The 26,448-nt window shown below is 41.6% G+C and carries 26 protein-coding genes and 5 pseudogenes; 13 read left to right on the top strand and 18 right to left on the bottom strand.

What is annotated here, in order from left to right; translation table 11 throughout:
• Positions 1 to 404: 404 nt before the first annotated feature.
• The 7 genes and pseudogenes from TT12_RS13585 to TT12_RS13555 form a co-directional block, all read right to left on the bottom strand.
• The gene (locus TT12_RS13585; protein WP_041753506.1) at positions 405 to 737 is read right to left on the bottom strand and encodes a DUF3817 domain-containing protein; all 333 of its coding nucleotides are present in this window, start codon (positions 735 to 737) and stop codon (positions 405 to 407) included.
• A 275-nt stretch (positions 738 to 1,012) separates the two neighbouring features.
• Positions 1,013 to 1,720 carry a signal peptidase II gene (lspA, locus tag TT12_RS13580; protein WP_045455808.1) on the bottom strand — a complete coding sequence of 236 codons (708 nt, stop codon included), beginning with the start codon at positions 1,718 to 1,720 and terminating at the stop codon, positions 1,013 to 1,015.
• Between the two features lie 141 nt (positions 1,721 to 1,861).
• Entirely contained in the window at positions 1,862 to 3,142 is a 1,281-nt protein-coding gene (ccmI, locus tag TT12_RS13575) for a c-type cytochrome biogenesis protein CcmI (RefSeq protein WP_045455805.1), read from the bottom strand.
• Positions 3,139 to 3,621: a cytochrome c-type biogenesis protein gene (locus tag TT12_RS13570; protein WP_413191406.1), complete on the bottom strand. Its 483-nt coding sequence runs from the start codon at positions 3,619 to 3,621 to the stop codon at positions 3,139 to 3,141. Before TT12_RS13570 ends, ccmI begins: the two co-directional genes overlap by 4 nt.
• Positions 3,622 to 3,704: 83 nt before the next feature.
• Positions 3,705 to 4,298: a DsbE family thiol:disulfide interchange protein gene (locus tag TT12_RS13565; RefSeq protein ID WP_045455814.1), complete on the bottom strand. Its 594-nt coding sequence runs from the start codon at positions 4,296 to 4,298 to the stop codon at positions 3,705 to 3,707.
• A gap of 69 nt (positions 4,299 to 4,367) precedes the next feature.
• Positions 4,368 to 6,413, bottom strand: a pseudogene (locus tag TT12_RS13560) (heme lyase CcmF/NrfE family subunit).
• A 144-nt stretch (positions 6,414 to 6,557) separates the two neighbouring features.
• Positions 6,558 to 8,765 carry a heavy metal translocating P-type ATPase gene (locus TT12_RS13555; RefSeq protein WP_045455798.1) on the bottom strand — a complete coding sequence of 736 codons (2,208 nt, stop codon included), beginning with the start codon at positions 8,763 to 8,765 and terminating at the stop codon, positions 6,558 to 6,560.
• Positions 8,766 to 8,907: 142 nt separating this feature from the next.
• Here TT12_RS13555 and cadR point away from each other — a divergent pair, with 142 nt between their 5' ends.
• The gene (gene cadR, locus TT12_RS13550; RefSeq protein ID WP_045455795.1) at positions 8,908 to 9,318 is read left to right on the top strand and encodes a Cd(II)/Pb(II)-responsive transcriptional regulator; all 411 of its coding nucleotides are present in this window, start codon (positions 8,908 to 8,910) and stop codon (positions 9,316 to 9,318) included.
• 147 nt (positions 9,319 to 9,465) lie between these two features.
• Here cadR and TT12_RS13545 read toward each other — a convergent pair whose 3' ends face one another.
• Positions 9,466 to 10,188 (bottom strand): CHAP domain-containing protein, encoded by a 723-nt coding sequence (locus TT12_RS13545; protein ID WP_045455791.1) that lies wholly within the window; start codon positions 10,186 to 10,188, stop codon positions 9,466 to 9,468.
• A gap of 799 nt (positions 10,189 to 10,987) precedes the next feature.
• Positions 10,988 to 11,632: a DUF411 domain-containing protein gene (locus tag TT12_RS13540; protein WP_045455788.1), complete on the bottom strand. Its 645-nt coding sequence runs from the start codon at positions 11,630 to 11,632 to the stop codon at positions 10,988 to 10,990.
• Positions 11,633 to 11,870: 238 nt separating this feature from the next.
• Here TT12_RS13540 and lnt point away from each other — a divergent pair.
• Positions 11,871 to 13,437: pseudogene (gene lnt, locus TT12_RS13535) on the top strand (apolipoprotein N-acyltransferase).
• 50 nt (positions 13,438 to 13,487) lie between these two features.
• On the opposite strand, the gene TT12_RS19170 reads toward lnt, so the two are convergent.
• Entirely contained in the window at positions 13,488 to 13,652 is a 165-nt protein-coding gene (locus TT12_RS19170; protein WP_353511630.1) for an ImmA/IrrE family metallo-endopeptidase, read from the bottom strand.
• Between the two features lie 222 nt (positions 13,653 to 13,874).
• Between TT12_RS19170 and lgt the strand changes: the two genes are divergently transcribed.
• Together lgt and TT12_RS13525 are read left to right on the top strand one after the other, a co-directional pair.
• Positions 13,875 to 14,759, top strand: coding sequence for a prolipoprotein diacylglyceryl transferase (gene lgt, locus TT12_RS13530; RefSeq protein ID WP_045455784.1), 885 nt, complete (start codon positions 13,875 to 13,877; stop codon positions 14,757 to 14,759).
• Positions 14,760 to 15,109: 350 nt separating this feature from the next.
• A pseudogene (locus TT12_RS13525) lies at positions 15,110 to 15,436 on the top strand (DDE-type integrase/transposase/recombinase); the annotation flags it as partial.
• A 318-nt stretch (positions 15,437 to 15,754) separates the two neighbouring features.
• On the opposite strand, the gene TT12_RS13520 reads toward TT12_RS13525, so the two are convergent.
• Entirely contained in the window at positions 15,755 to 16,201 is a 447-nt protein-coding gene (locus TT12_RS13520; protein WP_025651568.1) for a hypothetical protein, read from the bottom strand.
• A gap of 253 nt (positions 16,202 to 16,454) precedes the next feature.
• Between TT12_RS13520 and TT12_RS13515 the strand changes: the two genes are divergently transcribed.
• Complete coding sequence (locus tag TT12_RS13515) at positions 16,455 to 16,874, top strand: PPC domain-containing protein (protein WP_045455780.1); 420 nt, start codon at positions 16,455 to 16,457, stop codon at positions 16,872 to 16,874.
• Between the two features lie 151 nt (positions 16,875 to 17,025).
• Here the strand turns inward: TT12_RS13515 and TT12_RS13510 are convergent, their stop codons facing one another.
• Together TT12_RS13510 and parA are read right to left on the bottom strand one after the other, a co-directional pair.
• Positions 17,026 to 17,235 (bottom strand): plasmid partition protein ParG, encoded by a 210-nt coding sequence (locus TT12_RS13510; protein ID WP_025652656.1) that lies wholly within the window; start codon positions 17,233 to 17,235, stop codon positions 17,026 to 17,028.
• Positions 17,236 to 17,238: 3 nt separating this feature from the next.
• A complete protein-coding gene (parA, locus tag TT12_RS13505; RefSeq protein ID WP_045455775.1) occupies positions 17,239 to 17,877 on the bottom strand; it encodes a ParA family partition ATPase in 639 nt (212 codons plus the stop codon).
• Between the two features lie 365 nt (positions 17,878 to 18,242).
• On the opposite strand from parA, the gene TT12_RS13500 reads away from it, so the two are divergent.
• Together TT12_RS13500 and TT12_RS13495 are read left to right on the top strand one after the other, a co-directional pair.
• Positions 18,243 to 18,467, top strand: coding sequence for a helix-turn-helix domain-containing protein (locus TT12_RS13500; RefSeq protein WP_045455772.1), 225 nt, complete (start codon positions 18,243 to 18,245; stop codon positions 18,465 to 18,467).
• Between the two features lie 156 nt (positions 18,468 to 18,623).
• A complete protein-coding gene (locus TT12_RS13495; RefSeq protein WP_045455769.1) occupies positions 18,624 to 18,899 on the top strand; it encodes a hypothetical protein in 276 nt (91 codons plus the stop codon).
• Positions 18,900 to 19,219: 320 nt separating this feature from the next.
• Here the strand turns inward: TT12_RS13495 and TT12_RS13490 are convergent, their stop codons facing one another.
• The 5 genes from TT12_RS13490 to TT12_RS18720 form a co-directional block, all read right to left on the bottom strand.
• A complete protein-coding gene (locus TT12_RS13490; protein WP_045455765.1) occupies positions 19,220 to 20,005 on the bottom strand; it encodes a hypothetical protein in 786 nt (261 codons plus the stop codon).
• A 5-nt stretch (positions 20,006 to 20,010) separates the two neighbouring features.
• Positions 20,011 to 20,175: a hypothetical protein gene (locus tag TT12_RS15755; protein WP_207804087.1), complete on the bottom strand. Its 165-nt coding sequence runs from the start codon at positions 20,173 to 20,175 to the stop codon at positions 20,011 to 20,013.
• Between the two features lie 25 nt (positions 20,176 to 20,200).
• A complete protein-coding gene (locus TT12_RS13485; RefSeq protein ID WP_045455761.1) occupies positions 20,201 to 21,190 on the bottom strand; it encodes a hypothetical protein in 990 nt (329 codons plus the stop codon).
• A gap of 149 nt (positions 21,191 to 21,339) precedes the next feature.
• Entirely contained in the window at positions 21,340 to 22,416 is a 1,077-nt protein-coding gene (locus tag TT12_RS13480) for a MobA/MobL family protein (protein WP_207804086.1), read from the bottom strand.
• Entirely contained in the window at positions 22,388 to 22,846 is a 459-nt protein-coding gene (locus TT12_RS18720) for a MobA/MobL family protein (protein ID WP_045455753.1), read from the bottom strand. The genes TT12_RS13480 and TT12_RS18720 overlap by 29 nt, the downstream gene beginning before the upstream one ends.
• A gap of 258 nt (positions 22,847 to 23,104) precedes the next feature.
• On the opposite strand from TT12_RS18720, the gene TT12_RS13470 reads away from it, so the two are divergent.
• The 6 genes and pseudogenes from TT12_RS13470 to TT12_RS13455 all read left to right on the top strand — a co-directional run.
• Complete coding sequence (locus TT12_RS13470) at positions 23,105 to 23,446, top strand: hypothetical protein (protein WP_045455751.1); 342 nt, start codon at positions 23,105 to 23,107, stop codon at positions 23,444 to 23,446.
• 701 nt (positions 23,447 to 24,147) lie between these two features.
• A complete protein-coding gene (locus tag TT12_RS13465; protein WP_045455749.1) occupies positions 24,148 to 25,095 on the top strand; it encodes a replication initiation protein in 948 nt (315 codons plus the stop codon).
• Positions 25,096 to 25,184: 89 nt separating this feature from the next.
• On the top strand, positions 25,185 to 25,412 hold the full coding sequence (locus TT12_RS13460) for a type II toxin-antitoxin system RelB/DinJ family antitoxin (RefSeq protein ID WP_045455747.1): 228 nt from the start codon (positions 25,185 to 25,187) through the stop codon (positions 25,410 to 25,412).
• Positions 25,409 to 25,677: pseudogene (locus tag TT12_RS15750) on the top strand (BrnT family toxin). Before TT12_RS13460 ends, TT12_RS15750 begins: the two are co-directional and overlap by 4 nt.
• A 48-nt stretch (positions 25,678 to 25,725) precedes the next feature.
• Positions 25,726 to 25,824: pseudogene (locus TT12_RS17890) on the top strand (BrnA antitoxin family protein); the annotation flags it as partial.
• A 291-nt stretch (positions 25,825 to 26,115) separates the two neighbouring features.
• Positions 26,116 to 26,448: DNA-binding protein (locus TT12_RS13455; RefSeq protein ID WP_045455743.1), on the top strand; the 333-nt coding region annotated here is incomplete at its 3' end.

Below are 26,448 nucleotides of genomic sequence, written 5' to 3'. Positions count from 1 at the left end.
GGTATAGGCTAATGATAGGAAAAAAGCACAGCAACCAGTCCTATAATTCAAAGGTCTGTTATAGATGGTTCCATGTTAACAGTCTGCTTTAAGTGGTCTGTTAATAGGTTTGAAGGGTGAAATAGCTGGTTCCGTTGAGGTATACCCTACGATAACAGGAAATCCATCGCGGATGACAAAACCTATTTAGTTTTTAAACGATATGGATTGGTCGATAGCGTGTAAGATAAGTTGGAAAAACGAGTAGAGTATTGAATCATCCATACTGGGCTTAAAATGAATTTTTTTTGTGAGTAATTTCTGCTCGATGTTATTCATTTGTCGCCATCTGAGTCATGGCGACTTCTGATTCAATCAGAGAAAGCAATTTTGAGCAATAAGGCATGCTTGCAGCAGGGTTTGTTCTAGGCTTCTTTACTTACGCTTTTTTGTAGATTCTTTTTTAGTAAATGATCAAATATGAACGGGCCAAATGGTAAGAGTGATCCGAGTACGCCCGCAGGTATTGCCCAACGAGGAATTTTTACTTTGATAGCTGTGCCTACAAGTACTACGATATAGACAATGAATAGTACACCGTGCGCCATACCGATATATTTTACACCTTCTGGAATGTCCATCATATATTTTAGTGGCATGGCGATGAAGAGCAATAATAAGAAAGAGGTGCCTTCTAGGTAGCCTATAAGGGTAAGACTTTTTAACGCGGTCTCTTGTTTTTTTCTAAGGCTGTGAATTTTTTCAATAGTTGGCTGAGCCTGTGACACTATATTTTCCTTTTGTTATTATCAATAAAGAATTTATGGATTATTCAATGTCTCTATAATAATGGCTCTACGCAGAGCTTTTAAGTATTGGGTTTTAAGACCTAAAATGAGTGAGTACCTATACCAGTCATACATTACCTTCCAGTTCACATTTTATAAACATACTCAAGTATAAAAAGTATTTTTCCGTATAGAGTGACTACGACGCTAGTTCATTTTGTTTGTGATAATCGGCATCAATGTGCTTATTTATTACGCTTACTTTCTAAAAATATCATGTCAATTATAATCAATGCGACACCGACACAGACACCTATATCTGCAACATTGAAAATAGGATAATTCCAGACATCAGCATAATGCACATGGATAAAGTCAACCACTTTGCCAATTCTTAAACGATCGATTAAGTTGCCAATCGCACCGCCAAGCACTAAGGCCAACCCCATAGACAATAGCTTGGCTGTACGTGGCGCTTTGATTAAATAAATCGTTAAAAAGATAGCCATTACAAAAGCTAAGCCTGAGAAAAACCATTTCTGCCAACCGCCAGCGTCGGCTAAAAAGCTAAATGCTGCCCCATAGTTATAAGCGAGTGTCCAGTTGAGAAATGGTTCAATGACCGGTACGGGGTCATTGAACGCTAATTTGGTTTGGGCCAACCACTTAGTCCATTGATCAAGTATTAATACCATTATCGCCAACAAATACCAGATAAAAGCGCGACTGCCATTGGCAACCATTTTTGGCATTTTATCCAACTTACCTTTAGGTGTTATCGAGTTGCCTGAAGTCACGTACATAGCTTTAGGCGTATGATTCATGGTTTTAGAGTCAATCGATTGATGAGTACTACTCACAGCTATAGGTACTTTATTGTCAGCAATATTAGTACTAGCCGATTCAACGCTATTCAATTTAGTACTATCTAATCTGTCGGTAGATTCAGTCATAGTTGTTTTCTTTATCTGTGTTTATACAATGAACAATGTTAAACGTATATGTTTTTGGTATACGACTATTAATCGCGCCACTTTTATAAACGGCGCCACTTACCGCTCTGGTGTTATGAAACTTACGGTAATAATTTTTTATTAGGGAATCTGTTGATTGATTTCAACATTAACCTGAGTCTGTTCAGCGCTAATCACTATAGGATTACCCGATAAGTCGCCTGACTCTGCTATGGCATTACCGCTATGACTAATACGAGCAACGACTGCTAACTGAGTTTTGTCACTACGAGCTGAATTTAACGTGCGATCTGGCATCATCGCATCAAGATTGCTTAAGCGGATACTGGCCTCACCTTGCTTGATAATACTAATGGGTAAACGTTTGGCGGCAAACGGTGGACCTCCTTTAACTTCACGTATCGCAACAAACAACACATCATCAGCTTTCACTAACGGTAATAAATTAGCGTTAATTTTCACTGTCACGTCAATACCTTCTAGCGCTTGCTTTTCTTGCGTGCTAACGTAGTTGCTTAACTCATCTAAGCTTGCTAAAGCTTTAGTATGATCACCTGGTTTGGCCACAATGCTGCCTTGTAAGCGTTTAATCCAACCTTGCGCTTGGGCAAAGTTACTACTACGAGTCTCACCCATTGCCATGAGCATTTGAGCCCGTTCATGTTGCGGATTTTTAGCTAATATAGCTTGTAATACACGGCGAATATTAGCGTCTAACTGACCTTCATTAACAAAAAAACTAGTCTGAGCATAAGTAGTAGCAATCTCCTCGTTATCAGGTGCTAAACGATAGGCACGCGATAAGGCTTCTAACGCAGAGTCAGTCGCCTCCATAGATAAGAAAAGCTCGGATAGGCGCATCCAGCGATTAGGATCATCAGCATTACGATGAACATTGGTTTGCATGGCGCTAATCAGTTGACGACCATCTTCAAACGCCCATGATGGCGGCTTGTCAATTTTAGCTGTCAATAGGTCGTCAGCCACTTGTCCTACTTTGTCCTCGCTTGTCCACAAATCAAACACGGGCGTACGATTGCCTATTAGTAAATACGCCATTGCAGCCAATATTGGGATCCAAGCTGCGACAATTAAACGGCTTTTGACATCAGGGGTGACCATAGGTGTTATCTGACGCTGCGCATCTAATAGCTGACGCTCAAGCTCCAGCTTTTGATTTTGATAATGGCTATTATTAATAGTACCGCTGTCTTTATCTGTTTGTAGCTCAGCTAAACGTTCGCGAAATACTGCAACATTAATATCTAGCAGTTGATTGTCTATTGGTTTGGACTGCAAACGCGGTGCTCGTAGCCATGGCATAATAGCAATCAGCGCAAATATAAGAGCAATCAGCAAGCTTAGAGTTACAAATAAGCCAAAAGTAGAAAATAGGGTCATTTTTTGTCCTCTAGGCTAGTAATATCGTGGTCGACATTCTCAGCTTGCGATAATAGACGATCAAGCTCAGCCTTTTCCGCAGAGGTCAAGGCAGCAGTACTGTTCACTGTAACGCCGTTTTGGCCACGGGCGACAACTTGGCGACGCTTACTTTGCCAAAACCAGCCGATGATTAAGACGAGCAATAATAGTGGTGGAAAAAACCATAGGATCCATGTCGATGGTCGCATAGGCGGCTTGTAGCTAATAAAGTCACCGTAGCGCTCTTGCATATAGGCGCGTATTTCAGCATCACTACGTCTATCTTTAATTAAATCATAGACTTTTTGCTTTAGATCCTGTGCAATCGGTGCATCAGAGGCTGCAAGGTTTTGATTTTGGCATTTTGGGCAGCGAAACTCTTCTATTAATCCACGATACTGAGCTTCTTGCTGTGGTGAGTCAAAATCGTATACGTCAATAGCTGCGTTTGCCGTCATGTTAAGCAGACACGCTAGTATTAAGCTTGCTAGTTTTAAAACTATATTGGGTTTTAGTTGAGGAGCTCTTATTCGAGTAACGTTCATTTGCACATCTCCTCAACCTGAATGAGATCAGGACTATCGTTGTTCTTATTAGCCTCATTAAGTACGGTCAGGCACGGCTTAACACGCTGTTGCCAATTGGCTTCATTAATCTCACCAACAATATGCTGACGAATGATGCCATCTCCATCCACAACAAAGGTTTCGGGCGCACCAGTTATGCCTAAGTCTAGAGCAAACTGACCCAATGAATCCTGAATAGACATAGAAAATGGATCACCGCCTCGGTTTAAGTAACTGAGCGCATTACCAATCTCATCCTTATAATTCACACCAACGATATCAACGCCGCGCTCTTCTAGTTGCATTAAAAACGGATGCTCAATAACGCAAGTTGGGCACCATGAGCCCCAAACATTAAGTAAAAACGGCTTATCTGGCAAATTATCATTGGTGATAGTACGGGTAGTATCTGCTAATAACGGCAGCTCAAAGGCAGGAACCGGACGCTCAAGAGCGGTATTGGTCACAATATTTGTTGGTTTACCTAAGCGCATATACAATATCACTACTAATCCAAAAAAGAGGATAAGCGGAATTAAGAACCATAGCTTCGTCTGCTTTTTTTTCATTGTCTTTGGGTTACGCTGCTTACTGTTTTGGCTATCTTTTTGCTCAGGAGTATTATTCGACATAGTCATTTATTTCTCCTTTAGTGTCGACATCGTCGATGCTGAGATTGACTGCTCAATAGCTATCTCATTGACTCTATCAGTAGCCAGATTACCAGTAACTAGCAACGGAGCTTTAACTTTTTTGATGCGGTATCGTTTATCAAGCATGCTAATTAATCCACCTAGAGCCATGATAATTGCCCCTAACCAAATCCAGCGAATTAATGGTTTTACATAAATCCTTAATGCCCATTGGTTACTACCATCGGCAATAGGTTCGCCCAGTGCGACATAAACATCGCGCATTAGGCTAGCATCAATGGCCGCCTCAGTGGTCGGCATAGTGCTAATGATATAAGTACGCTTTTCTGGAGTCAGTTTCGCCACTTCACGACCGTTTTTGGATACCACGACTTGCGCCTGCGTTGCATCAAAGTTACTACCCTTTATTTCAAAAAATTCAGTTACTTCAAAATCGTAACCTTGAACATTGACTGTATCGCCAATACCATTGCTACGTCTCGCTCAATACTCAAACTACTAGTAAAGGCTATGCCAATGACAGCAACCAGTACGCCAATATGAGCAGTCTGTTGACCCCAATAGCTCAGACGCAACTGCCGCAAACCGTTAAAAAGATTAGGCGCATTCTTAGTTTTATCTTTAAAATCAACTGCCATCCATAGCAGTACCCAAAAGCTAACGGCTAAAGTCACACCAATATTAAGCATAGACGATGGATTAACAAAGTAAGTAATAACGGCGGCTAATACTAAGCTACTAACGGCGATGACCATGCCTATACCCAGTAGTGGACGGGTGTCTTTTTTCCAGCGAATATTTGAGCCCATACCCATAGCTATTAATAACAGCCACGTTAAAGGTACAAATAATGCATTAAAATAAGGAGGGCCAACGGACACTTGTCCTAAACCAAAGGCATCAGCGATAATAGGATAGAGGGTGCCGAGCAGCACCACTAAGGTTGCAATCAAAATGATGGCGTTGTTGATCACTAAAAAGGACTCACGTGAAATCAGCTGATATTGGCTTTCAACGGTTAAACGCCAACCGCGAACGGCAAACATTAATAGACCACTACCGATGATAATGCCAAGAATAGCTAAGATGACCAAACCACGCGTCGGATCAGCGGCAAACGAATGCACTGAGGTAAGGACTCCAGAGCGTACCAGGAACGTGCCAAGCAAGCTTAAGGCAAAGGCGAAAATAGCCAGCATGATGGTCCATGCTTTAAACACCCCGCGCTTTTCAGTGACTGCTAATGAATGCAGCAATGCTAAGCCGACAAGCCAAGGCATAAACGAGGCGTTCTCTACCGGATCCCAAAACCACCAACCGCCCCAGCCAAGCTCGTAGTAGGCCCACCACGAGCCCAGTGCAATACCAATGGTCAAAAATCCCCAAGCCGCGAGCGCCCATGGACGTGACCAGCGTGTCCAAGCAGCATCTAAACGCCCTTCCCACAATGCCGCCATACAAAATGCAAAAGGCACTACCATACCCACATAGCCCATATATAACATGGGCGGATGAATAATCAGACCGAAATCTTGTAGGACAGGATTTAAATCAGCGCCATCGACCGCTAGATTGGGTAAGGTACGTTCAAATGGTGACGAGGTAAATATCAGCATTGTTAGCATCATTAACTGTACACCGGCCAAAATAACTAATACCCGCGCACGCATTGATAACGGCAAGCCGCGACTAAAGTATGATACCAGTGCACACCATGTGGCCATGATGGTCATCCATAGCAGCAAAGAGCCTCGTGTCCGCCCCATGTCGCCGATAATTTATAGTACCAAGGCAACAGCGTATTGGAATGCTGCGCGACGTAACTGAGGCTAAAATCATTATAATAAAAACCTGCTATCAAAGCGCCAAATGACGTTATCATGGCGGCAAACTGTGCCCAAGCTAAGCTAGGGCTAGTCGTTGCCAAGCAACTTGGTTACGAATAACACCAATAGTTGGCAGAATTACCTGCAATAACGCCAATACAAAAGCGGTAAGCAAGGCAAAATAGCCCAATTCTGTAATCAACATACGGTCTAACCTTATTTACTCTAATGCGGTTGCAGTTTACTGTGGCGGTGGAATTTTTATTATTAGAACCCACCCCCGAAATCTGCTGCTATCTCTAGTTTTTAATTGATTTCGAAGGGTTTTATTTAACTACTTTAGGCGCAGTTACCAATGGAGCGCGCCTTTAAAGCGCAGTAAACGTAACGCATTGAGAGTAACGAGCACTGTTGCTCCAGCATCAGCTAGAACCGCAATCCATAGTCCAGTAATGCCGAATACGGTCGTGATCAAAAAGACGCCTTTGAGACCCAAGGCGAAAATGACGTTCTGATGAATATTGGTCATAGTGGCGCGCGACAGTGCGATGAGATGAGCCATGTCCGTAACACGACTTTTCAATAATGCAATGTCGGCCGTCTCAATGGCCACATCAGTACCGCCACCCATTGCGATGCCAACATCAGCGGTTGCTAGCGCTGGCGCATCGTTAATACCATCACCCACCATCGCTATTTTGCTGTTATTCTTCATCTCGTTAAGCAAGCGCAGTTTGTCCTCAGGCAACAGCTCAGCTTCCCATTCCACATCTAAATTACTGGCAAGTGCTTGAGCGGTTAAGCGGTTGTCGCCTGTGAGCATAACAGAGCGCACACCCATCGCTTTAAGCTGAGCCACACCTTCATGAGCGTCGTCTCGTAACTCATCTCTTAGTGCGACCAATCCAAGCACTTCTCGACTTTGCTCATCAAACAGCACTGAGACGGTCTTACCCTCATTTTGCAGCGCCTCGATTTGTGCCTGTTGCTCGGCTGAAATTGATGCCTCATCTGCGGCATAAACAGGCGAACCGATAGCTAGCGCGCGCCCAGCGATAGTTGCGTGTACCGCTTTACCCGCAGTAGCAGAAGCTTTAGAAGCCACAGGTATGACAATTTTGGCGGCTTCAGCATGACTGACAATGGCTTCAGCAAGCGGGTGACTAGAACCTGTCTCCACACTGGCAAAGAGCGCCAATACCTCATCTTGACCTTGAGAACCCTGATCCTGAGAATCCTGACTTTGAAGACCCTGATCCTGAGAACTTAGGTACTCTTGAGTGAAAGCAACAATGTCAGTAACGCGTGGCTTACCCTCAGTTAAAGTGCCTGTCTTGTCAAAAGCGACTGTCTTTACTTTGCCGATGGTTTCTAAAGCACTACCCCCTTTAATCAGCAAGCCGCGGCGCGCACCGACCGCCAGACCAGAAGCAATGGCAGCTGGTGTGGATAGCACAAGGGCACAGGGACAGGCAATTAGCAATAGTGCCAAACCGCGATACAACCAAGTTCCCCAATCTCCGCCCATCGCTAACGGCGGAACGATGATAATTAGGGCGGCAATAGCCATCACAGCCGGTGTATAGTAACGACTGAATTTCTCAATAAAACGGGCAGTGGGTGCTTTGGAGGCTTGGGCTTGCTCTACCAGCTCAATAATTTTTGCAATGGTGTTATCGGCGGCTGTTTTTTCTACGCGCACTTGTAGCACACCATCAATGTTAATTGACCCTGCGAATACATTGTCACCCATCGTCTTGGCAACGGGAACCGATTCCCCCGTCACGGGCGAATCATCAAGGCTAGACGCACCTTGAACAATGGATCCATCAGCAGATACTCTATCGCCAGGGCGCACCAGTACAAGGTCATTCACTTGTAGCGAGGCCGCTGGAACGTCGCGCTGCCCACCTTGAGTATCAAGTAAAATGGCGGTTTTTGGCACCAGCGACGCTAAAGCTCTAATGCCAGCACGAGCGCGATCAGCAGCGATACTCTCAAACAGCTCCCCGATTGAGAACAAGAAGACAACCGCTGCGGCCTCTTCAGCTTCACCAATGATAAGAGCGCCAAGCACGGCGACGGACATCAGCGTTTCAATTGAAAAGAATGAACCTGTTTTAGCCAGTGCTAAGGCTTTGCGCGCAAATGGAAAAACGCCTACAATCACGGCGATGGCAAACACCCATATCCCATAAGCGGGGAACAGTAGTGACAGTGCATAAGCGCTGCCCATCAAAATACCGAGACCAACAACCTGTTTGCCTTTTTGAGTTTGCCACCACCGCTTATCCTGCGGAGCCATCTGATTGTCGCTGTCAATATCAATAGCCGATACAGTTTGTTGACCAGTATTGGCAGAGATGCCGAACCCTAGGCTTTTGATTGTTTTTTCGATATCACTAGCCTGAGTCGGCGCACCAGGGGTCAAGCTTAGCTCTAGCGTTTCTGTAGCAAAATTTAGCTCAACATCAGAAACCCCAGGCATACGTTTCAAAGCTGTTTCAATCTTGCCGATGCAACTGGCGCAGTCCATACCTTCAATATGATATTTCATAATAATTTGCCCTTTGAATAATGATATTATGAACCCTCTAGTGGCTTTAGAGTCAAGGTTATTTATCTACAGTTTCGTAATTTTAATTTCTCTAGCGCCAGTCTTTACAGCCACTTTAATCATTTAAATCATAGAGGTTGTTATGACAATCAAAATTGGTGAGCTCGCTAAACGCACAGGTGCCACAGTGGAAACCATTCGCTATTACGAAAAGGAGCACTTATTACCTGAGCCTTCTCGCAGCGCAGGGAATTATCGTTTATATAATGAAGAGCACATTGAGCGTCTACAATTTATCCTACACTGCCGTACGCTTGACATGGCTTTAGACGAAGTAAGAATCTTACTTGAATACTGGGAGGAACCTGATAAAGACTGTGGTGATGTGAACTTATTACTAGATAAGCAAATTTATGCTGTAGAAATACGAATGGAAAAACTGATGCACTTAAAGCAGCACTTGACTGTTTTGCGCCAGAAATGTGCAAGTAGTGCACCAGCCGTATCATGTGGGATATTAAAAGCTCTTGCCGATAATTCTTGTCATGAGTAATGATATCAGTAGTGTCTATTTCTGAATGATCAAATCATGAAAGGTTAAATACGCCCTGATGTTAAGCACAAAAAAACCCAGCAATGATAGTAATACCACTACTGGGTTGGAGGAAACAATAACTATGTTGTGCTGACTTATCAGGTCTTATTTATCATTCATAGCAAGGTAGATATTTCGATCTGATGCGGATGCGTCATCCACGTATTTTGAATCGCGCCATGTGGTATAAGCATAGACACCACTGTATGGACTGATACTGTTCTGACGGAAATCAGAAATCCAATCTTTGCCATCAAAGATTTGAATATGGCCATGTGGACGCTTTGATGAGCGATCATAGACAATAACATCACCTACTTGGGTTGGCATATCATTGCTAATTTTGCTAAAACCTGCTTTATCAAGCGTGCCACGAGTGGCGTACTGATAGGCTGAAGGATTCGGGGTAAACTCATAACCTGCTGATTGTAGTGCTTTACGTACGTAACGGGCACAATATCCAGAGCTACCAGATAGAGCCACTCGTGAAGCACGAGCAGCAGCGATAGCGGGGGCTGAATTGCTATCAGGAACTGTATTGACTTGCTGCTGTTGTTTTTCAGCGTATAAGCGGCTGTTCAGCGATGAAAGCTGATTCTCTTTTTGCTTGGCCTGCGCACTTAGGTTGCTAATTGCTTGACTGATTTCATCATTATTAGAAACATAAGCACCACTGCTAGTGCTATAGATGTTTTTTGATGAACCGTAGTTTGATGCCACAGAAGTATTGGTGATGGTATTATTTGTTTGAGAGATTGTGATAGCAGCACCACTCGTTTGTGCTATGCCCATACCCAGTACTGACAAAATCAATAAAGCCTGTTTCATAAATCTAATACCTACGGTTAATTCAAAATGGTCTGTTATCAACAACAGCGCAGTCAATTAAATTTCAACAACTCAAGTATATATACGTCATAGTGACTGATACTTCTGCTGCATATTATTCATATAAAAAATGATTATTGGCGATCACAGCATCATTGAAGTCTTACGAAGCCGTTGCAAATCAAGCTGCTGACCAAAACACAAAGCCGACTTTAGCATAGGCTGTTTAGCCTGTCATCACCCTTAAAAACCCCAAAAATACTTTTTTGATGTTGAAAAAATTACTAATAATGTACATTTTACAATGTAAGTTTGTGTAACATGCACAGGATATAGCTGACTACATTGACAATAATTTTTACTGTTTTATGAGAAAAAAAACGTCTAAGCGTTAAATCCATAATTGTAGATTTAACATTTAGACGTTTTTAAATTGGACCGAGGCAATTATGCTACATAGGGTTTAACTCATTATTAAGATAATATAATAATCTATAGTGTCAATATAGACTTTAATTCCCTACTGGATTATGTAATCTTACGTAATTGTTTCGATACACTCTGTATATTCTTGTATTAGTCCTTAGTTATCTATCCATTTTAAGGGTAAATAATCGATAAATTAGCTTACATTGTCATCAAAAGTTACAAATTCAAAGTTATTTTAGCTATTAAAGTCTCAATAGCTAATGAGATTTTTGATGAAGAATCAATTTATAAGTAATAGAACAGTCTTATACCTTTCTCATTTACTTTTAACGCTAACACTATAATCAAAGTATTCTTAACTGCTAACACATTATAATTGCTGCTCTACCGATTCGATATCAGCATAAACTTGGGTCGTCCCGTCTTTATTGAGCTGCATAACCTGATAGGGCATGAATTTATTTTGATACTCCATACCTGGGCTACCAACAGGCATACCCGGTACAGCAAGTCCGAGCGCTTGTACTGGCGGATTCTCTAAAAATTGCGCCATATACTTAGCAGGTACATGGCCTTCAAAGACGTAATCATCAGTAGTGACTACAGTATGGCAAGAACGCATCTCAGTTGGAACGCTGTAGCGCTCTTTAAATACGGCTAAGTCCGCAACATCTTGCGCGGTTGCACTTAGACCATTATCTTCTGCATGACTTATCCATTCTTTACAGCAGCCGCAATTAGCATCTTTATATACCGTGGCTGAGACGTTTTTTAGTAGGTCTGGTTTACTTACTGATGTCATCATAGGGGCACTTATAACGTTTGGTTCAGCTGTCTTTGGAACAGTCACTACATCTTCAGTTGATGCCGATGTTGTGCTTGCATCAGATACGCCACTACTCGGTTGGCTACAAGCAAATAGTGATGAGGCGGCAAGTAATACTAACGTACTACGCAACCCCTTAGACAGATGACGATTGAATATAAGACTGGATTTTATTTTTAAGGTGGTCATAGTACTCTCTCATGTACTGTAAATATTGTGAGCTATAGAAGGCCACGTAACACTTCATATCGTTTGGTAATGTAGCATAATAACCCATCAAACGGGGTACGTAAATTTATCCATTGAGCAGTGCGGACTGGTATCATAAGCAGTTTTTATTTTGAAATGCTGCCTGTAGTATTAACGGGTCTATCTGAGTTTGGATTTTGATCAAAAATTCAAGGCACATAATTTTGGATAATTTGCGATGAGCCTGTCTACTATTAATCTACAAAAGCGTTTGAGTACTCACTCAAATCAATTACCGCTATGGTTTACGCTAGTAGCAGCATGGCTTGCAGGAGCTATTTTTTTATTTGCGCTAGCGCCTTATGGGTTCTGGCCGCTAGCAATAGTGTCACCAGCGATTTTATATGCGCTGTTGGTACCAAATATGAGTGGTCGTCGCGCTTTTATTATTGGTGAAGCTTACGGTATGGGGTTATGGTGCGTCGGCGGCTTTTGGCTCTATACTGCCATCCATGATTATAGCGATACTCCAACGTGGCTCGCATTGATTATGATTGCATTGATGGGTCTCGGTATGGGACTGTTTCATGGATTTTTAGCACTAGTCTTTAACCGTATGGTAGGCAAACAACCCTTTTCATTTGCTGCTCTTTGGGTGCTACAAGAATGGTTAAAAACTTGGTTATTCACAGGCTTTCCATGGCTGTTTGTTGGTTATGCGTTTACTGAAGAGTATTGGCTATCGTCCTTAGCACCCGTTGCTGGTGTTTTTGCCGTCTCTTTTGTTGCCATACTATTGGCTGCAAGTTTAGTAGAGCTACTGCTTCGGCGCAGTAGTTATGCCGCCGTTTCTTTACTGTTATTAGCCATTAGCACATCATTATGGCTGGTCAATCCGCAATGGACAAAACCTAAGGGCACACCTGATCTGTCAGTGTCATTGATTCAAGGTAATATTTCACAAGATATAAAGTGGCTGACTCAATATCAAGTAGAAACGCTAAAGATTTATGCGAAGTTAACGCGCACTGAGTGGGGACGTGATGTTGTGGTGTGGCCTGAATCATCTATTCCGATGTTTCAGGATGAGGCTGCGGGCTTTATTAGTGAAATGATAGAAATGGCCAATGCGACCAATACTACATGGATAACTGGTATCCTTATAAGGATAAAGCGGCATTCAATGCCAGTACGGATAAGTATCCCCCATTTTACAATAGCGTGATTGCTCGAGGTGTAGAAGCGGAAGGCCTATACAAGAAGCAGCGTCTGGTGCCTTTTGGAGAGTATATTCCATTTGAAGGCGTACTCGATATTTTCCCAAATTTGCCGGTAGTCAGGATATTAAGAGCTATAGTCGTGGTAGTGATCAGCAGTCACCGCTACAAGTGCGTGGACACAATATAGGGACGGCTATCTGTTATGAGGTAGCTTATCCAGATACTACGCGTAAAAATGCCATCGATACTGACTTTTTGTTGACCGTCTCTAACGATGCCTGGTTTGGCACTTCAGCAGGACCATTGCAACATTTGCAAATGGTACAAATGCGCGCTCTTGAGAACGGGCGCTGGTTTATTCGAGCGACCAATACTGGTGTTACCGCTATCATTAACCATAAAGGTCGTATTGTAAAACGCGCACCGCAGTTTGAGCGTACTGTACTACGTGGTGAGATACAGGCACGGGTTGGTAACACTCCCTTTATGCTTATGGGAAATTATCCTATCTTGATAATAATAGCGCTGCTATTACTACTGAGCTATTTTGGCAAAGGTCTAACCACACTTAGAAGACGAGGGTAATAGTAAACTTAATCATAATAATTTAATCAGCATAAATTTTATTGTAGGATTCATGTTTCAGCTGCTTTAGACTCTAAGTCTTGATCAAGCGATTCTACGAAACTTTCAGATATTATCATGCTGTAGATACCTCTAACCAAATGACCATATTCGTGACATGCATCGAATCTACTTTTCTCCATAGTTTTTTTGTTATTCAAAAAGATAAAAGGCATTCACGCCTCAGTTGGTTGATTAGATTTAGGGAGAATATCACATTGCTGGGATAATTTTTTTCCGCTTGCTGCGCGCAAGCCAAACAGATGCTTCGAAATATTTATTCCAGCACCACGTTATGATCGTTGACACTCTTTTGTTTTGAACAGACGGTCGTGTTCGCAAGGGTCAAATTTTGCTATTATGACCAACATTTTATTATCAATAATTATGATACCTTTATGATGATTCATCCTCAGTATGATCCCGTTGCGCTGTCTTTGGGTCCAGTAGAAGTGAACTGGTATGGTTTAATGTACCTGCTGGCATTTGCCGCCGCTTATGGTCTGGCTTGGTATCGTAGTACCAAACGCGACAATTGGACCACCGATATGGTGTCTGATTTGGTCTTTTATGGGGCGCTTGGCGTTATTTTAGGCGGTCGGATTGGCTATGTGCTGTTTTATCAATTCGGCGAGCTACTACAAAACCCCGCATACCTATTAAAGGTTTGGGAAGGCGGTATGTCTTTCCACGGCGGCTTTATTGGCGTCATGATAGGTATGTGGTTCTTTGCGCGTAAATACAAAAAAACCACCTTTCAAGTATTCGATTTTATCGTTCCTTGCGTGCCAACTGGCTTACTGTTTGGTCGTATCGGTAATTATATCAATGGTGAACTATGGGGGCGCGTATCAGACGGTGGCTATAATTGGCTGACCTACTTTCCGCAAGCCGCTGCCTTTGATATGGAGCAATTACAGAGCAATCCACAATTGCAAGAATTAATGATTGAGGTTAATGGTCAGTACATACTGCCTCGTCATCCATCGCAACTATATGAAGCCTTCGCCGAAGGTCTGCTGCTATTTATCTTTTTATGGTGGTACTCATCAAAGCCGCGTCCACGTATGGCCGCTTCTGCCGTGTTCTTACTGGGCTACGGTATCAGCCGCTTTATCATTGAATTCTTCCGTCAGCCAGATGCTGATCAAGGATTTATCCTTTTAGGTTGGATGACCAAAGGACAAATATTAAGCGCACCGATGATTATCGCTGGCTTAATTATGCTGATTTACGCTTATAAACGTGGTATCTATGATTGGGGTAAGCAGTCTGCTTATTAGGTATGAGAGACAATCATGTATGAACTAATAAAAATGAACGCTGTGCTAACAAGATACATTCCTTTGTGAAACTGATATCTATGTTAGAGTAAGATTTTTTTATTCCTAAAGCCAATCTGTTTAGTGACAACTGGGAGGTAAGCCTTCATTAAAGGCGATCTTATATTTAATAGGTACAGCGACTAATTAAAAAGATGGATATGCCGCCATTTCATCTTGAAAGGTACACTGCTATGTACACTGAGCTGCTATGAGTATTTTGACTACTGACATCAATAGCTTGCAGCTTGATATTCAAGTCCTCACTAGGGAACCGAATCAGTGAAAGTACCTAATTGGTTCCTTATGGATATACTGCGTTTATTATAGATGTGTTTGTCCGTATTATTGTTGGCTGGAAGGTGTCTAATCGTATGAACATCGATATGGTGATGGCAGCGTTAAATCAAGCCATTGCAGACAGAAACAACCCAAAAGACGTTATTCATCGTAGTGATAGAGGCGTTCAGTATTTATCTATTCGTTATACTGATAAGATGGCTGATTCTGGCGTTATTACCTTTGTTGGAACGCGGGTAATTCATATGATAATGCATAGTACGATTGGTTATGTATCACCTTTTGAGTTTGAAAAGCAATATTATGATAGTCTTAATGAGTCAGGCAAAGTTGCCTGACTCAAATAAAACGCTCTCCGATATAGTCGGGGCGGTTCAGATAGCCAACTGGTTTAATATTATTCCGGTATATATGGGGTTAAAAAACGCACTAAGGCAGTGATTATTAAGAGTATTAGAAGAAGGTGTTGATATTTTATAAATCGTTCTGGGATAAATAAACACAGCACAGATACTATAAAAATTCCTATAATTTCAATCAAATTAGATAGACTTTGAGAGCCAAATCCTAGCCCAGTTAATACGACCCACAAAAATGATGGTAAGAATACTAGGCTAAATTTTTTCAATGGTTTATTCATAGGTTAGGCTTATCTTCTATGTGGGCGCAATTTCTATTGCACCGGCAACGGCACAACCCTGATATACTTCGCCTGCGTAAGTTAATATTGCAGTAAGTTCATTTTGATAGCCATTGTCATCGATACAAAGGTTATTTTTTATATTCACAACAATAGGCTGTCCATTGATAGTACTCGCGTATTCGACACCTTCAGTATTGACAGAACCAGAACCCACCACGATAACTGTTGCTGTCGTTGGCTTTAAGAAATTCGCCTCTATACTTAGCTCATTTCCTTCAATCACTATTCGCCAAATTTTTTCTTTAGCGGTGTTTCCAAAAGCAGTAAATGCCGCTGACGCTACCGGCACTTCTATTGTAGGCTGCTTACTCAGATCCGTGGTGTCGGCACGATGGTTATTACAAGCCACTAGAGCTAAGCTGCCCGTTAAGCACATTGTCGTTAGAAGCAAAGAACGCATAATTTTTCCTTTAAATATAATAAGAGAACACCACTATTTAGCAGTGTTCTCTTTGTTTACGTGATGAAATTCAGGTTTTTACTACCATAGGTAGGTTTACGGTAGAACTAGAAGTTAGGGTCGTTACAGGTGGCCTTATTCAGTAACTTACCAACGTACTCTCTATATTAGTAATACTAATATAACATATCTATAAAGGTTGACAGTGTGGAGTAAGATAAAATCGTTTTTTTACTGTTTGAGTGTTTAAAATATGAAAAACTTAACTGCTGCTATTCTAATTGCGCTTCCTGTTCTAATGGTAAGTCCTACAGTAATGGCCGCATCTTCAGATGCAGTGGCTAAAACTGTTGATGTTCAATTTAAAAAAGGCGCTAGTTCAGCTAACTATTATGGGAAATTAAAGGGTATTAAGTACGATTCCTATACATTTTATGCCAAAAAGAACCAAAAGCTTTCTGTTAAAACAACGGGAGGGAATGTAGATTCTTATTTATTTAATAAGAATTTATCAGATTCTGTCAATGTAGGAGAATATTCCTCTGAACTAGATAACCAAGGTTATTACAAGCTTCCATATTCAGGTAAATATGAATTGCGTATTCTTCAGCCACGTTCTCAAGCTTCTAAAGGAAAAACACCTCCATATTGGCTAGAATTATCTATTCTATAGGTATATAAGCTTAATAATGGAGAGCATCCTATATTCTGTGTAACAGCTATGTGGCTTTCATCAATAATTACACAAAATGTAGGATGCTCTCAGCTTTTCATGCTACCAGCCATCTGCTTTTTATAGGTATAGAAAAACGAATTTTTTATACCTATCGCTCAACCAATTTTTCCTCAATCATTTCAGTCAACAACTCAGTCACCGTTTTTCGGCTTTCAAGCGCGTACCGCTTGAGCGCAATGTGTTTATCTTCATCTAAATTAAAATTCACGCGTACCGTCTTTTTGGGACTGTCCGTCACATCCGATAAAGCCAATTGATCCTTAACGTTCTTACTAGGACGACCTGCTGATAAACTCATGACTTACTCCTCACCAAAAAATGTTTGAATCTCACTGACCAATGCGGTTATCTCTTGTATCGCATTGCTACTAGGCGATTCGGTATCAAATACTGTCTTACCAAGGGCAGCACTATTAGGATAAGCAACTCGCTGCATCACTCTGGTCTCTAATACCGGAATATTATAATCAAGCAGCGCGGTTGCAACCTCTTTACCAATATTGGTATTTTGAATGGCGCGTGAGACGACAAAGGCTGCCTTTAGTTGGCCATCCATCATCTCAATACGCTGCTGCACTAAATCAACCAAATCACTGGTCGCCCAGATATCATAGGGGCTCGGCTGCACCGGAATCAATATAAAATCAGCCGCTTTTATAGCAGAAATAGCCAGACTAGTAGCTTGCGGCGATCCATCGATCACCACATAATCTTTATCAGAGACGCTTTTTAAATCTTTATCAAGTGTTGGTCTGTCGAGCCCGATCACTGGTACCGGATTGTCTTCATCAACCGCTCTCCAGTCACGCGCACTGCCCTGCTGATCGCTATCTACTAGCAGAACACTATGGCCTTTTAACTGTAAGCCACGAGCCAGATGCGTTGCGATGGTAGTCTTGCCGCTGCCACCCTTTTGATTTAATACCGCGATTACCTTCATAAATACAGATCCCTGTAGCATGCATTGAGTATATAAGTATATAAGTATATAAGTATATAAGTATATAAGTATATAAGTATATAAGTATATAAGTATATAAGTATATAAGTATATCTAAAAATGTACGTCACATCACTACTAATAGCAATATTTCATAGTAAAAATAGCATCGCCTTTTCTAAAAAGGCGTATATCCACCATGATGGACGTCCTATATCAAAGACAGCATAATAATCTGCCTACTACTAGGTAAATTGCCGCTATTGGATACCAATTTGAGCTACTAAAAGGAATACTTTAGCCGCTTATATTCGTTATAATCCGCTCACCAATCAAAACCACTAATCGTTAATAAGGAAACTACTATGGTGAAGTGTCACTTATCGACCATCATGGGCGAAAGACGCCTTAAAATTGCCGATGTCGCAAGGGATACTGGCATCAATCGTGGCACCATTACTCGCATGTATCATGAAGAAGCCACCCGAGTTGACCTAGATGTCATCGAGTCTTTATGCACGTATCTTAGAATCAATGTTGGTGATTTATATGAAATCATAAATGAGGACAGCAATGGGTCACCAGTGTGAACACCCTCATTTATAAACATTAATTACCTTCAAAAAAACAAAAAGACCTGTAGAAGATTATTTTATCTTGCAATAGATTAAAATATAGGTATAATTTGACCTGTAGTAAGCCAATTTATTCTTTATTAATATATAATAATCTGCAGGAGAACATATATGAATATCAATTTATCGCGGCTCAACAGCTGCACATGGTTTAGTAAACAGACTAAAGCTTTAGCCTCTCAGCTGGTATTCAGCTTACAAATACAGCAAGGCGTACAACTGGCATCATTACTGGGTGTTGACGCTATTCTTTATAATGATGAAGCGATTTATGTCTGGGTGCAACGACAGATAGATGACGGTCTTATCGTTAACGACTACACTTTAAGCACCCTTGAAACCGCTTTCATTGATTTGGTCACAGCTCATACTGACCAAGCAGCATAATCGTTTTAGCTGATATGCACAGATATCTTGTTCGACAAGAAACAATTATCTCTAAAGCCAGATAAATTTTCATTATCTGGCTTTTTTCTGATATGGCCATAAAAATTTAACAGACGCCATACTAATGGCTTTTTAATATAGACAAAGATAACGGCAGTCAAACAAACCTTTTTTCATTGATATATGTTTTAGAAGACTCATTTTTGACCAAGGCTATCTGCTACCAGTATCTAGCCTAAAAATGCCCGTACAATTATCTACGCTACCCTAACCCTATAAAGGCCTCTTTGGGGAGTATGGTTCACTATTACCATAAACCTTTACTCAGTAGGTTTCGCGCGAGTCGACCCAGCTATTTTATAATAAACAAAGCCTTTTTCATCTCTCAAAAAGCTTTTACTGTCTGCTCTGACGCACCAGCTGATCACATCAGGCTGACCTTTATTAACATCACAAGCCAAAATAAACTGCGCACTTTGAGCATTATTAAAGGCCTGTTTCCAACCCGTTTCAAGCTCATCGATGCCGCGCTGTAGCTCTGCTTGCTGCTGTCTCATCTCTGCAATCTTATCAAAGCTTGGTACATACCAAAATACCAGGGCCATAAGGCTTATTACCACTGCTGCCGTACACGCAGCGGCTACTGCTGCTATCCTTTTAATACTCATGGACTCAATAGACTTGTAAATCTTACCCAAGTCTTTATCAGCATCCTCTTTTACTTCTCCAATCCGCTTTTTTGTAGCGTTCTCAAAGGCCTCAATATCTTTGATAATCTGCTCATGACCAGCTTGATACTGACTGGTAAATAGCGCAAGACTGTCCGCACTAACGCCAAGCTTATCAGCCACCGCTTGCATGGCATTCACTTTCGCCTCTATGCTGTCGTTTTTAGCAGTGATGACCGCCTGTACAGCTGTATCAATCTGCTGTTTCATATTGGTGATGATGTCCGCTATTTTGTCATCATAACGGCTCGGCATCTCAGTATCAGTAAAGGTAGTCACTGCCGCTTGTAGCTGTTCTAACACCAGATTCTGATACTGACTCAATGCTTCTGAGGCACTGATTGCGCTATCATCCAGCTTTTGAGTAACGGCAGTCATCTCCTCTATCTTGGCATCAATATGGCTAAGAGAGTGATCAAGCGCGTTGCCACTGCATCATCGGCTTGTCCAATCAGTGCTCGCAGCGCTTCGATTACAGGTTTGAGTCTGGTCACGAGATTAACAAGCTCGTCGTGAATGTCGTACTCATTGCTATTGTCTTTATTCATAGGATGCTCATTATCATAATGCCGCCTAAAATGGGCGTGGTGAGGAGTAGCGGCGTGTTTGTGCTTGTTCATGCGCTTGGATGGCGTTCTTAGTTTTTTGCAGGTGTTCTGTCACGGTTTGCGTGAGCGTTGCCCCATCTATGGTGATAGCAGGAACGTGATCAAAGCGCTCATTGATTTTCGTTAACACCTCGACCTTATCTTGATTGTCAGGCAAGCGCTCAAGCTGTTGCCACAGCGATGTTGCTGCCTTCTGCACCTGCGTTGCAATTTTTTTGGCATCGGTGTCTCGTAAACTTTTTTGTAGTGTCGTAAAGCTGTCAGTGTGTTTTAGAGTGGTGAATATAAATGCTTGTGCGGCAACCGCCTCAGCCGCGTTGATCACTTCGATCGGTGCATCAATGACCTTAAAATCAAGAGTATCAACGCGGTTACGCACCCGTACCACTAAATTGTCAAATCGATCTCGATATGCTTTGGTCTCATTGATTCGCTGACGCTTAAGAGATGCCTGCTGCCGTCTCTGTTGTAAAGCTACTCGCCGCCTTATCAAAGCCTTCTCTCGTGCGCGCTCAGCCTCTTCCTTAAGCTTTGCTTGCTCATGTGCTTTGTTGAGCTGGTGGTGAAGCACCATCGTACGGTTGCGCCAGTCATCAAGCCGATCTGCGTTCAATTGAGTGGTCTTGGTACGGGTAATCTCATCGTATAGGTCATCATCTTGCACAATCACAGCTTCACTTTGATCCAGTAAGGCGATACGCTGCTCATAAAACGGCGATAGGCGCTGATAAGTCTTTGTACTGGCATTAATTTGCTGCTTTAACTGTTTGATGTCGTTATCATTGGCAGTCTTAAACGCTTTAACATCAGCTGTCAAGGCCGTCAAACGAGTGTCAGCATCCGTGTCTATCTCTACCGCTTTTAACGTACTGAGCGCCTCACGTTCTTCTTGAAAGTGTTTAAAACGCTCAACATCCAGATCTGCAAATGCAGCAAACTTATGATAAGTGTCCATGTTATTGGTGACGTCTATCTCTTGTAGATCCGCAAACGCTTGATCCCACTGTAAGGATAAGTCAGATTTTTCAATATCAATCTCATCAAGTGCTTTAAAGCCAGTCGCCAGTTTATTCAGCTTTGCGGCAAACGGTTTTAGGGTGGCCTTTAACCTTCGTAGTCAGCAATGACTTCATTATTAAGCGGGATCAGATTTTTTAGCACCGTTTCGTTGTTCAGCACTATTTTATCAATCTGTGACAGTTGCTTCTCAAGACTGGTAACGGCGCGGCGCGTTTGTAGGGTATCGTCTTGTCTAAACTGCTCAACCAACGCTAAAGCCTCCTTTAGAGCCTCGCTTTGCTCTTTTGTGCTTATCTGCCTGGCAAGCTCAATCATTTTTTGGCGGGACGTGCTGTAATCCTGTCCCACCTCCTCGGTGAACCGCGGTGTGCTTTTAATGTTTTTGTCAATGGTGATGGTCTGTTTAGACTGGTGTGCTAATTCTTCATGCAGCCTATCAATGGTTGAGAATAAGGCGCTGCGTACCATCTTTTTTTGCTGCTCAAAATCGCCTGAGATCACTAAAAGCTCATCAAGTACGTCATCATTGGCCGCATCACTATGAGTCTGACTATCCTCTTTAGGAGTAGCGGGTGTAAGTTCAGCGGCGGGATCTACCAAGCGGATATTACTAAGCTCAAGTCGTGCAAAGGGTTTACGCTTTTTATAATGTACTGTAACGCCATTAACCTCTTGTGCGTTGCTCTCAAGATCAATGCGACCCTTGTCGTCATACTCAATTACCAGACCATTTTTTTCGATATAGGCATTGATCTCATCAATTGTCTCGTTGTACTCATTAATCACTGAGCGCTTACCTTTTAGGACATCCTTATACAAGGATTTACCCAGTTTCATTTTTGGTAAGCGATTAATGGCCTGCTCACGGTACGATTTCTCATTGATCGCTTTATTCTCAGGCAATAGCTCGTTAGCCATATCCGCCCAAAGGGTGCGTTGATATTTAAGCTCATCGCCACGCCCATTTAATCCTTTAGATAGCCGCTCACCGGTTGACCACTGCAACCAATTTTTACGCTTTGACAAGGCATAACCATCAGCATCCGCTAATATCTCACGACTTGAGAGTAAAATATGGGCATGAAAGTTACTGCTGGTCAGCTCAACCACTTCACCCTTCCCCACATGTTTCTCATGACTGTGGTCGATGGATGGCCACATCGACAAGCACATTATAGCGATCAGATAAGGTTTGAGCGTAGCGCTCGACCAGACCTATTCGCTGATCAGCCGTGACTCCCTCGGGAAACATAACATCAATCTCAGTACCGAACTGCGCGTTTTTACGAGACTCAATACGTTCGATATCATTCCAGAACCCCTCACGCGTTACTGCCAAATCCCCAGCAACAGTTGGTGTGATCAACGCCGTATGCAACACATTTTTCTCAATCATCTGTGTGTACTTAGCGCCATCACTATCAACTAAATTTAAAATTTTATCTTTGGTTTTACTGGTGTAATCATGTATCTCTCCCGACTGTTTATCGATTAGTTTTGAGCCAGAATTATAGGCTGATTTTGCTAGCACACTATGATTTTTCGCCTTACTAACGGCGCTAACCGACAGATGAAATCCTTTATTATTCATGGCGAAAAATCCGAAGTTAAAAGACGGTTTTTTGGGGGTTGTAGGGGGATCGCCCCCTGCCGAACTTAGGAGTTATGTAAAAAAACAGCACCCCTTGTGGGTCTTTTTTACGTAACTCCTAAGTTCGCTCTTAACAGAGGGTTAAAATACTACTGCGGCCACAAAAAGACGTGGTCTTGTGTATTTTACTACCTTGCATCCTTATGTTTGTACTGCTAGGATCAACTCTATCATAGTTGGCTAGAAAAGGATAAATTAATGTCAGTAATATCAGATGATCTATTCACAGATAAGATGAAGCAGTTGCAGGCTCTTAAAAAAGAGATCAATCAGGACAGGCTTGAAGCACATCAGGTGTTGGGGGAGTGGTTGGCCAACGCATTAGACGATGATGAAAATCATGAGTTACAAGCCATATTTTTAGACGCACACGATAATGAAAGGTACGTTCGTTTAAAAAAGCACCGTGAGTTTTTAAATGTAATTGCTAATAAAATACAAAGTAAAGCTGAGGTGGCATCAAGCAGCTTTACACCGCCTAAAAGCAGTCAGAACAGTGATCACGGTTCATTGTTTGATGATGATTCATCAGCACAGTAACTGCTAGAAATAACCTAATTGACGGTACAGCTGGATCGTCTGCTAATTAGTGAAAAGTTGGGAGACGATTACTAGCTGTTTTAAGCGTCCTAAAATATCTTTAGCTACTATTGTATAAAACAGAGCGTAGTATGCATATAAGGGTGCTTTTTAGGCTTTCTATCAACGATTTAAGATGTGTTTACGGAGGTATCGATAATGGCTAATGAAAATGAAGACAAACTATCTACAAAAAATGAGCCTTAGATTGAAGTTGAGAACATGAAACCAGCTTTGTCTAAAATGACAGATGCAGACATTCAAAATATCTTTGACCGTGCTTTTGAAGATTTTCAAAGATCAAAGCTTGATCCAAACTATGAGAATAAGGATTGAGAACGAGTAGATTGACCATAGCTTTTTGAGATACTGATCAGTTTTATGAGTAATTGGTCGCTCATATTATCATCTCAAATCCGTCAGTTCTTTGGCTTTTTTCTTATTATTTAATATAAAAACACATTTTTTACTTTTAAATACTTTTAAATACTTTTAGGTCGCTTGAAGGCCTCTATTTTAAAGGGCTTCAAGCTCTATTATGCTACTTTCATCCCGCATTGTGCTACTTTTATCCCGCATTATGCTACTTTTGTCCTGTTTGGATGCTACTTTTATCCCGCATTATGCTAGTATAATACAAATACTAGCATAATGGAGTTTTCATGACTAATAATGTAGAGCTATACGAGAAGAAATATCCTGAAAAATGGGTTGTCATGCAGAATAAAATTACTCAAGCTTTTAGGGAAATGTCCATTGATGAGAAGCGCATTATTATTCTAGCGAGCCCATTAGTCAGAGTTAATAATACTACTGAAAAAACACCCGTAGAGATTACATCGTCTGAATTTGCTAAGCTTAGTGGAATAGATACAAACTCAGCCTATAAGCAAATGAAATCAGCTAGCAGAAAATTAATGAAGCGTACATTTATTTATGAAGACAAAGATGGTGACGATACAGAAGTTCAATGGGTGATCCGGTCAAAATATGCAAATGGCTATATATCGATGCATTTTACAGATGAGGTGATCTACTTACTTCAAGTTTTTGATAAGCTCAACCCTTACACTAAATATTTAAAAGAAGACATCTTAAGCCTCAAATTGACTTATTCACTAGACCTCTACCATCTAGCAAAAAAGTCTGAGAGAAAGGGTGGTTTTTCTATGACTTTAGATGAATATAGGCAAGAACTTGGTACTCCTAAGTCGTATGAGCGCATCAATAATTTGAAGGAAAATGCAGTTGATGGACCGATAAAAGAAATTAATCAAAAAACTGACATCAAAATCACTTATGAAAACGTCAAACGTGGACGTGCAGTCACCGGCCTAAAATTCACAGTCAAAGCGAAGCCCACCAAGAAAAACAGTCTGAATGACTTAAATCAGAATAATGAAGATAGAGACATCCCGCCTCTAACCGTTAAACAAATTGATCGTTTTGCGCCCTTGTTGGCCAATTACTCACCGTTTGGCAGCTATGCCCCATCAGGCAAAAGCACCCAAGAAGTGATCAGCTGGCTGCACACTCAATTAAGAGATGAGACTTTTTTAAAGACCCACAAAAAGCATTTACTGGCGGTGGGCTATACTTTCCCCAAGTAAAAATCATAATATGAAAAAAGCATGCTTAGTAGTGTTGGCATAACAATTGGTTTATATTATACGTACATACATAAACCATAAGTAATGCCATGACGACAACCAATTATAATATCAGGCTCGATCAAGCGCTAAAAGATAGCGCTTTTGCGGTGTTTGAAAGCTATGGATTAACGCCGTCTCAAGCGATCAAATTATTTTTGACCCAAGTGGCGCAAACCAATCAAGTGCCACTGTCTTTTGAATACCAGAAAGTAGCAGCTGTCAGTCAAGATGAATTGCCAATCCATAAAGAGCATACTGACAGAGAAAACAGATGAGTATTAGATTCGGATGGGATGAACAAAAAAACATCACCAATCAGCGTAAGCACCGTTTATCCTTTGAAGCTGCCTGAGTTTTTCTAGCCCCTTTATGCCTGCGTCAGCAAGACAGATATGAAAATGGTGAGGAGCGGTGGCAGGCGCTGGATACAGTAGATGGCACAGCAGTCTTATTAGTAGCCCATACGCAGACAGACATAGAGGTGGCGAGGTTATACGCATTATTTCAGCTAAGCGTGCCACCAAGAGTGAGAGGAGGTAATATGAACAAGGTTAGCTATCAAATAGACGATTTACCACCCTAACGGCAAAGCAACAAGCAGACTTAGAGCATTTAGCAACGCTTAGTGATGACAATATTGATTTATCAGATATTCCAGAAGTTACGGATTGGTCAAACGCTATCCGTGGCAGCATTAAGCCGCAAGCGTTCTCTACGGAAAACAGTGTTATTAGCCAAGCATCATTGCCAAATTTAAGGATAGAGCCAAGCAAACAGGTGGTGACTATCAAGAAATGATCAATGATACGCTAGAAGAGTACTTAGCGGATCACTAGCCATAATTTAACGACCGTAACCTCAACATCACTTGAGGTTTTTTTATATCTTGTGTTGTAGTATATTGTAAATTGTATTATACTACATACAATAAAATACAAACGCTACATATCTACTCATACAAAATTAAGGACAGTGATTATGGCCATTACTACACAGCAAATTCATGCTATTGCTGATCAACTGCATGAACAAGGTATCAAACCTACTTTAGCCGAAGTGCGTAAGGCGCTGGGTGGTGGATCATTCACGACCATCAGTGAAGCCATGAAGTCTTGGCGTCAGGATAACCAACAAGAAGAGCAGCTAAGACAGGTTGAGCTACCAAGTGGCATTGCTGAACGCTTACAAACGCTTGGTGCGGATATGTGGCAGACGGCCATTGATATTGCCAATGATCGTCTGGTTAAAGAACGGGAAGCTTTAGAGAGTATTAAGCCAAGTCGCAAGCTGAGACTGCGAAGCAGAACAGGG

The organism is Psychrobacter sp. JCM 18903 (assembly GCF_000586475.1).
Classification (GTDB): Bacteria; Pseudomonadota; Gammaproteobacteria; order Pseudomonadales; family Moraxellaceae; genus Psychrobacter.
This window is presented reverse-complemented; position numbering and strand designations above follow the sequence as displayed.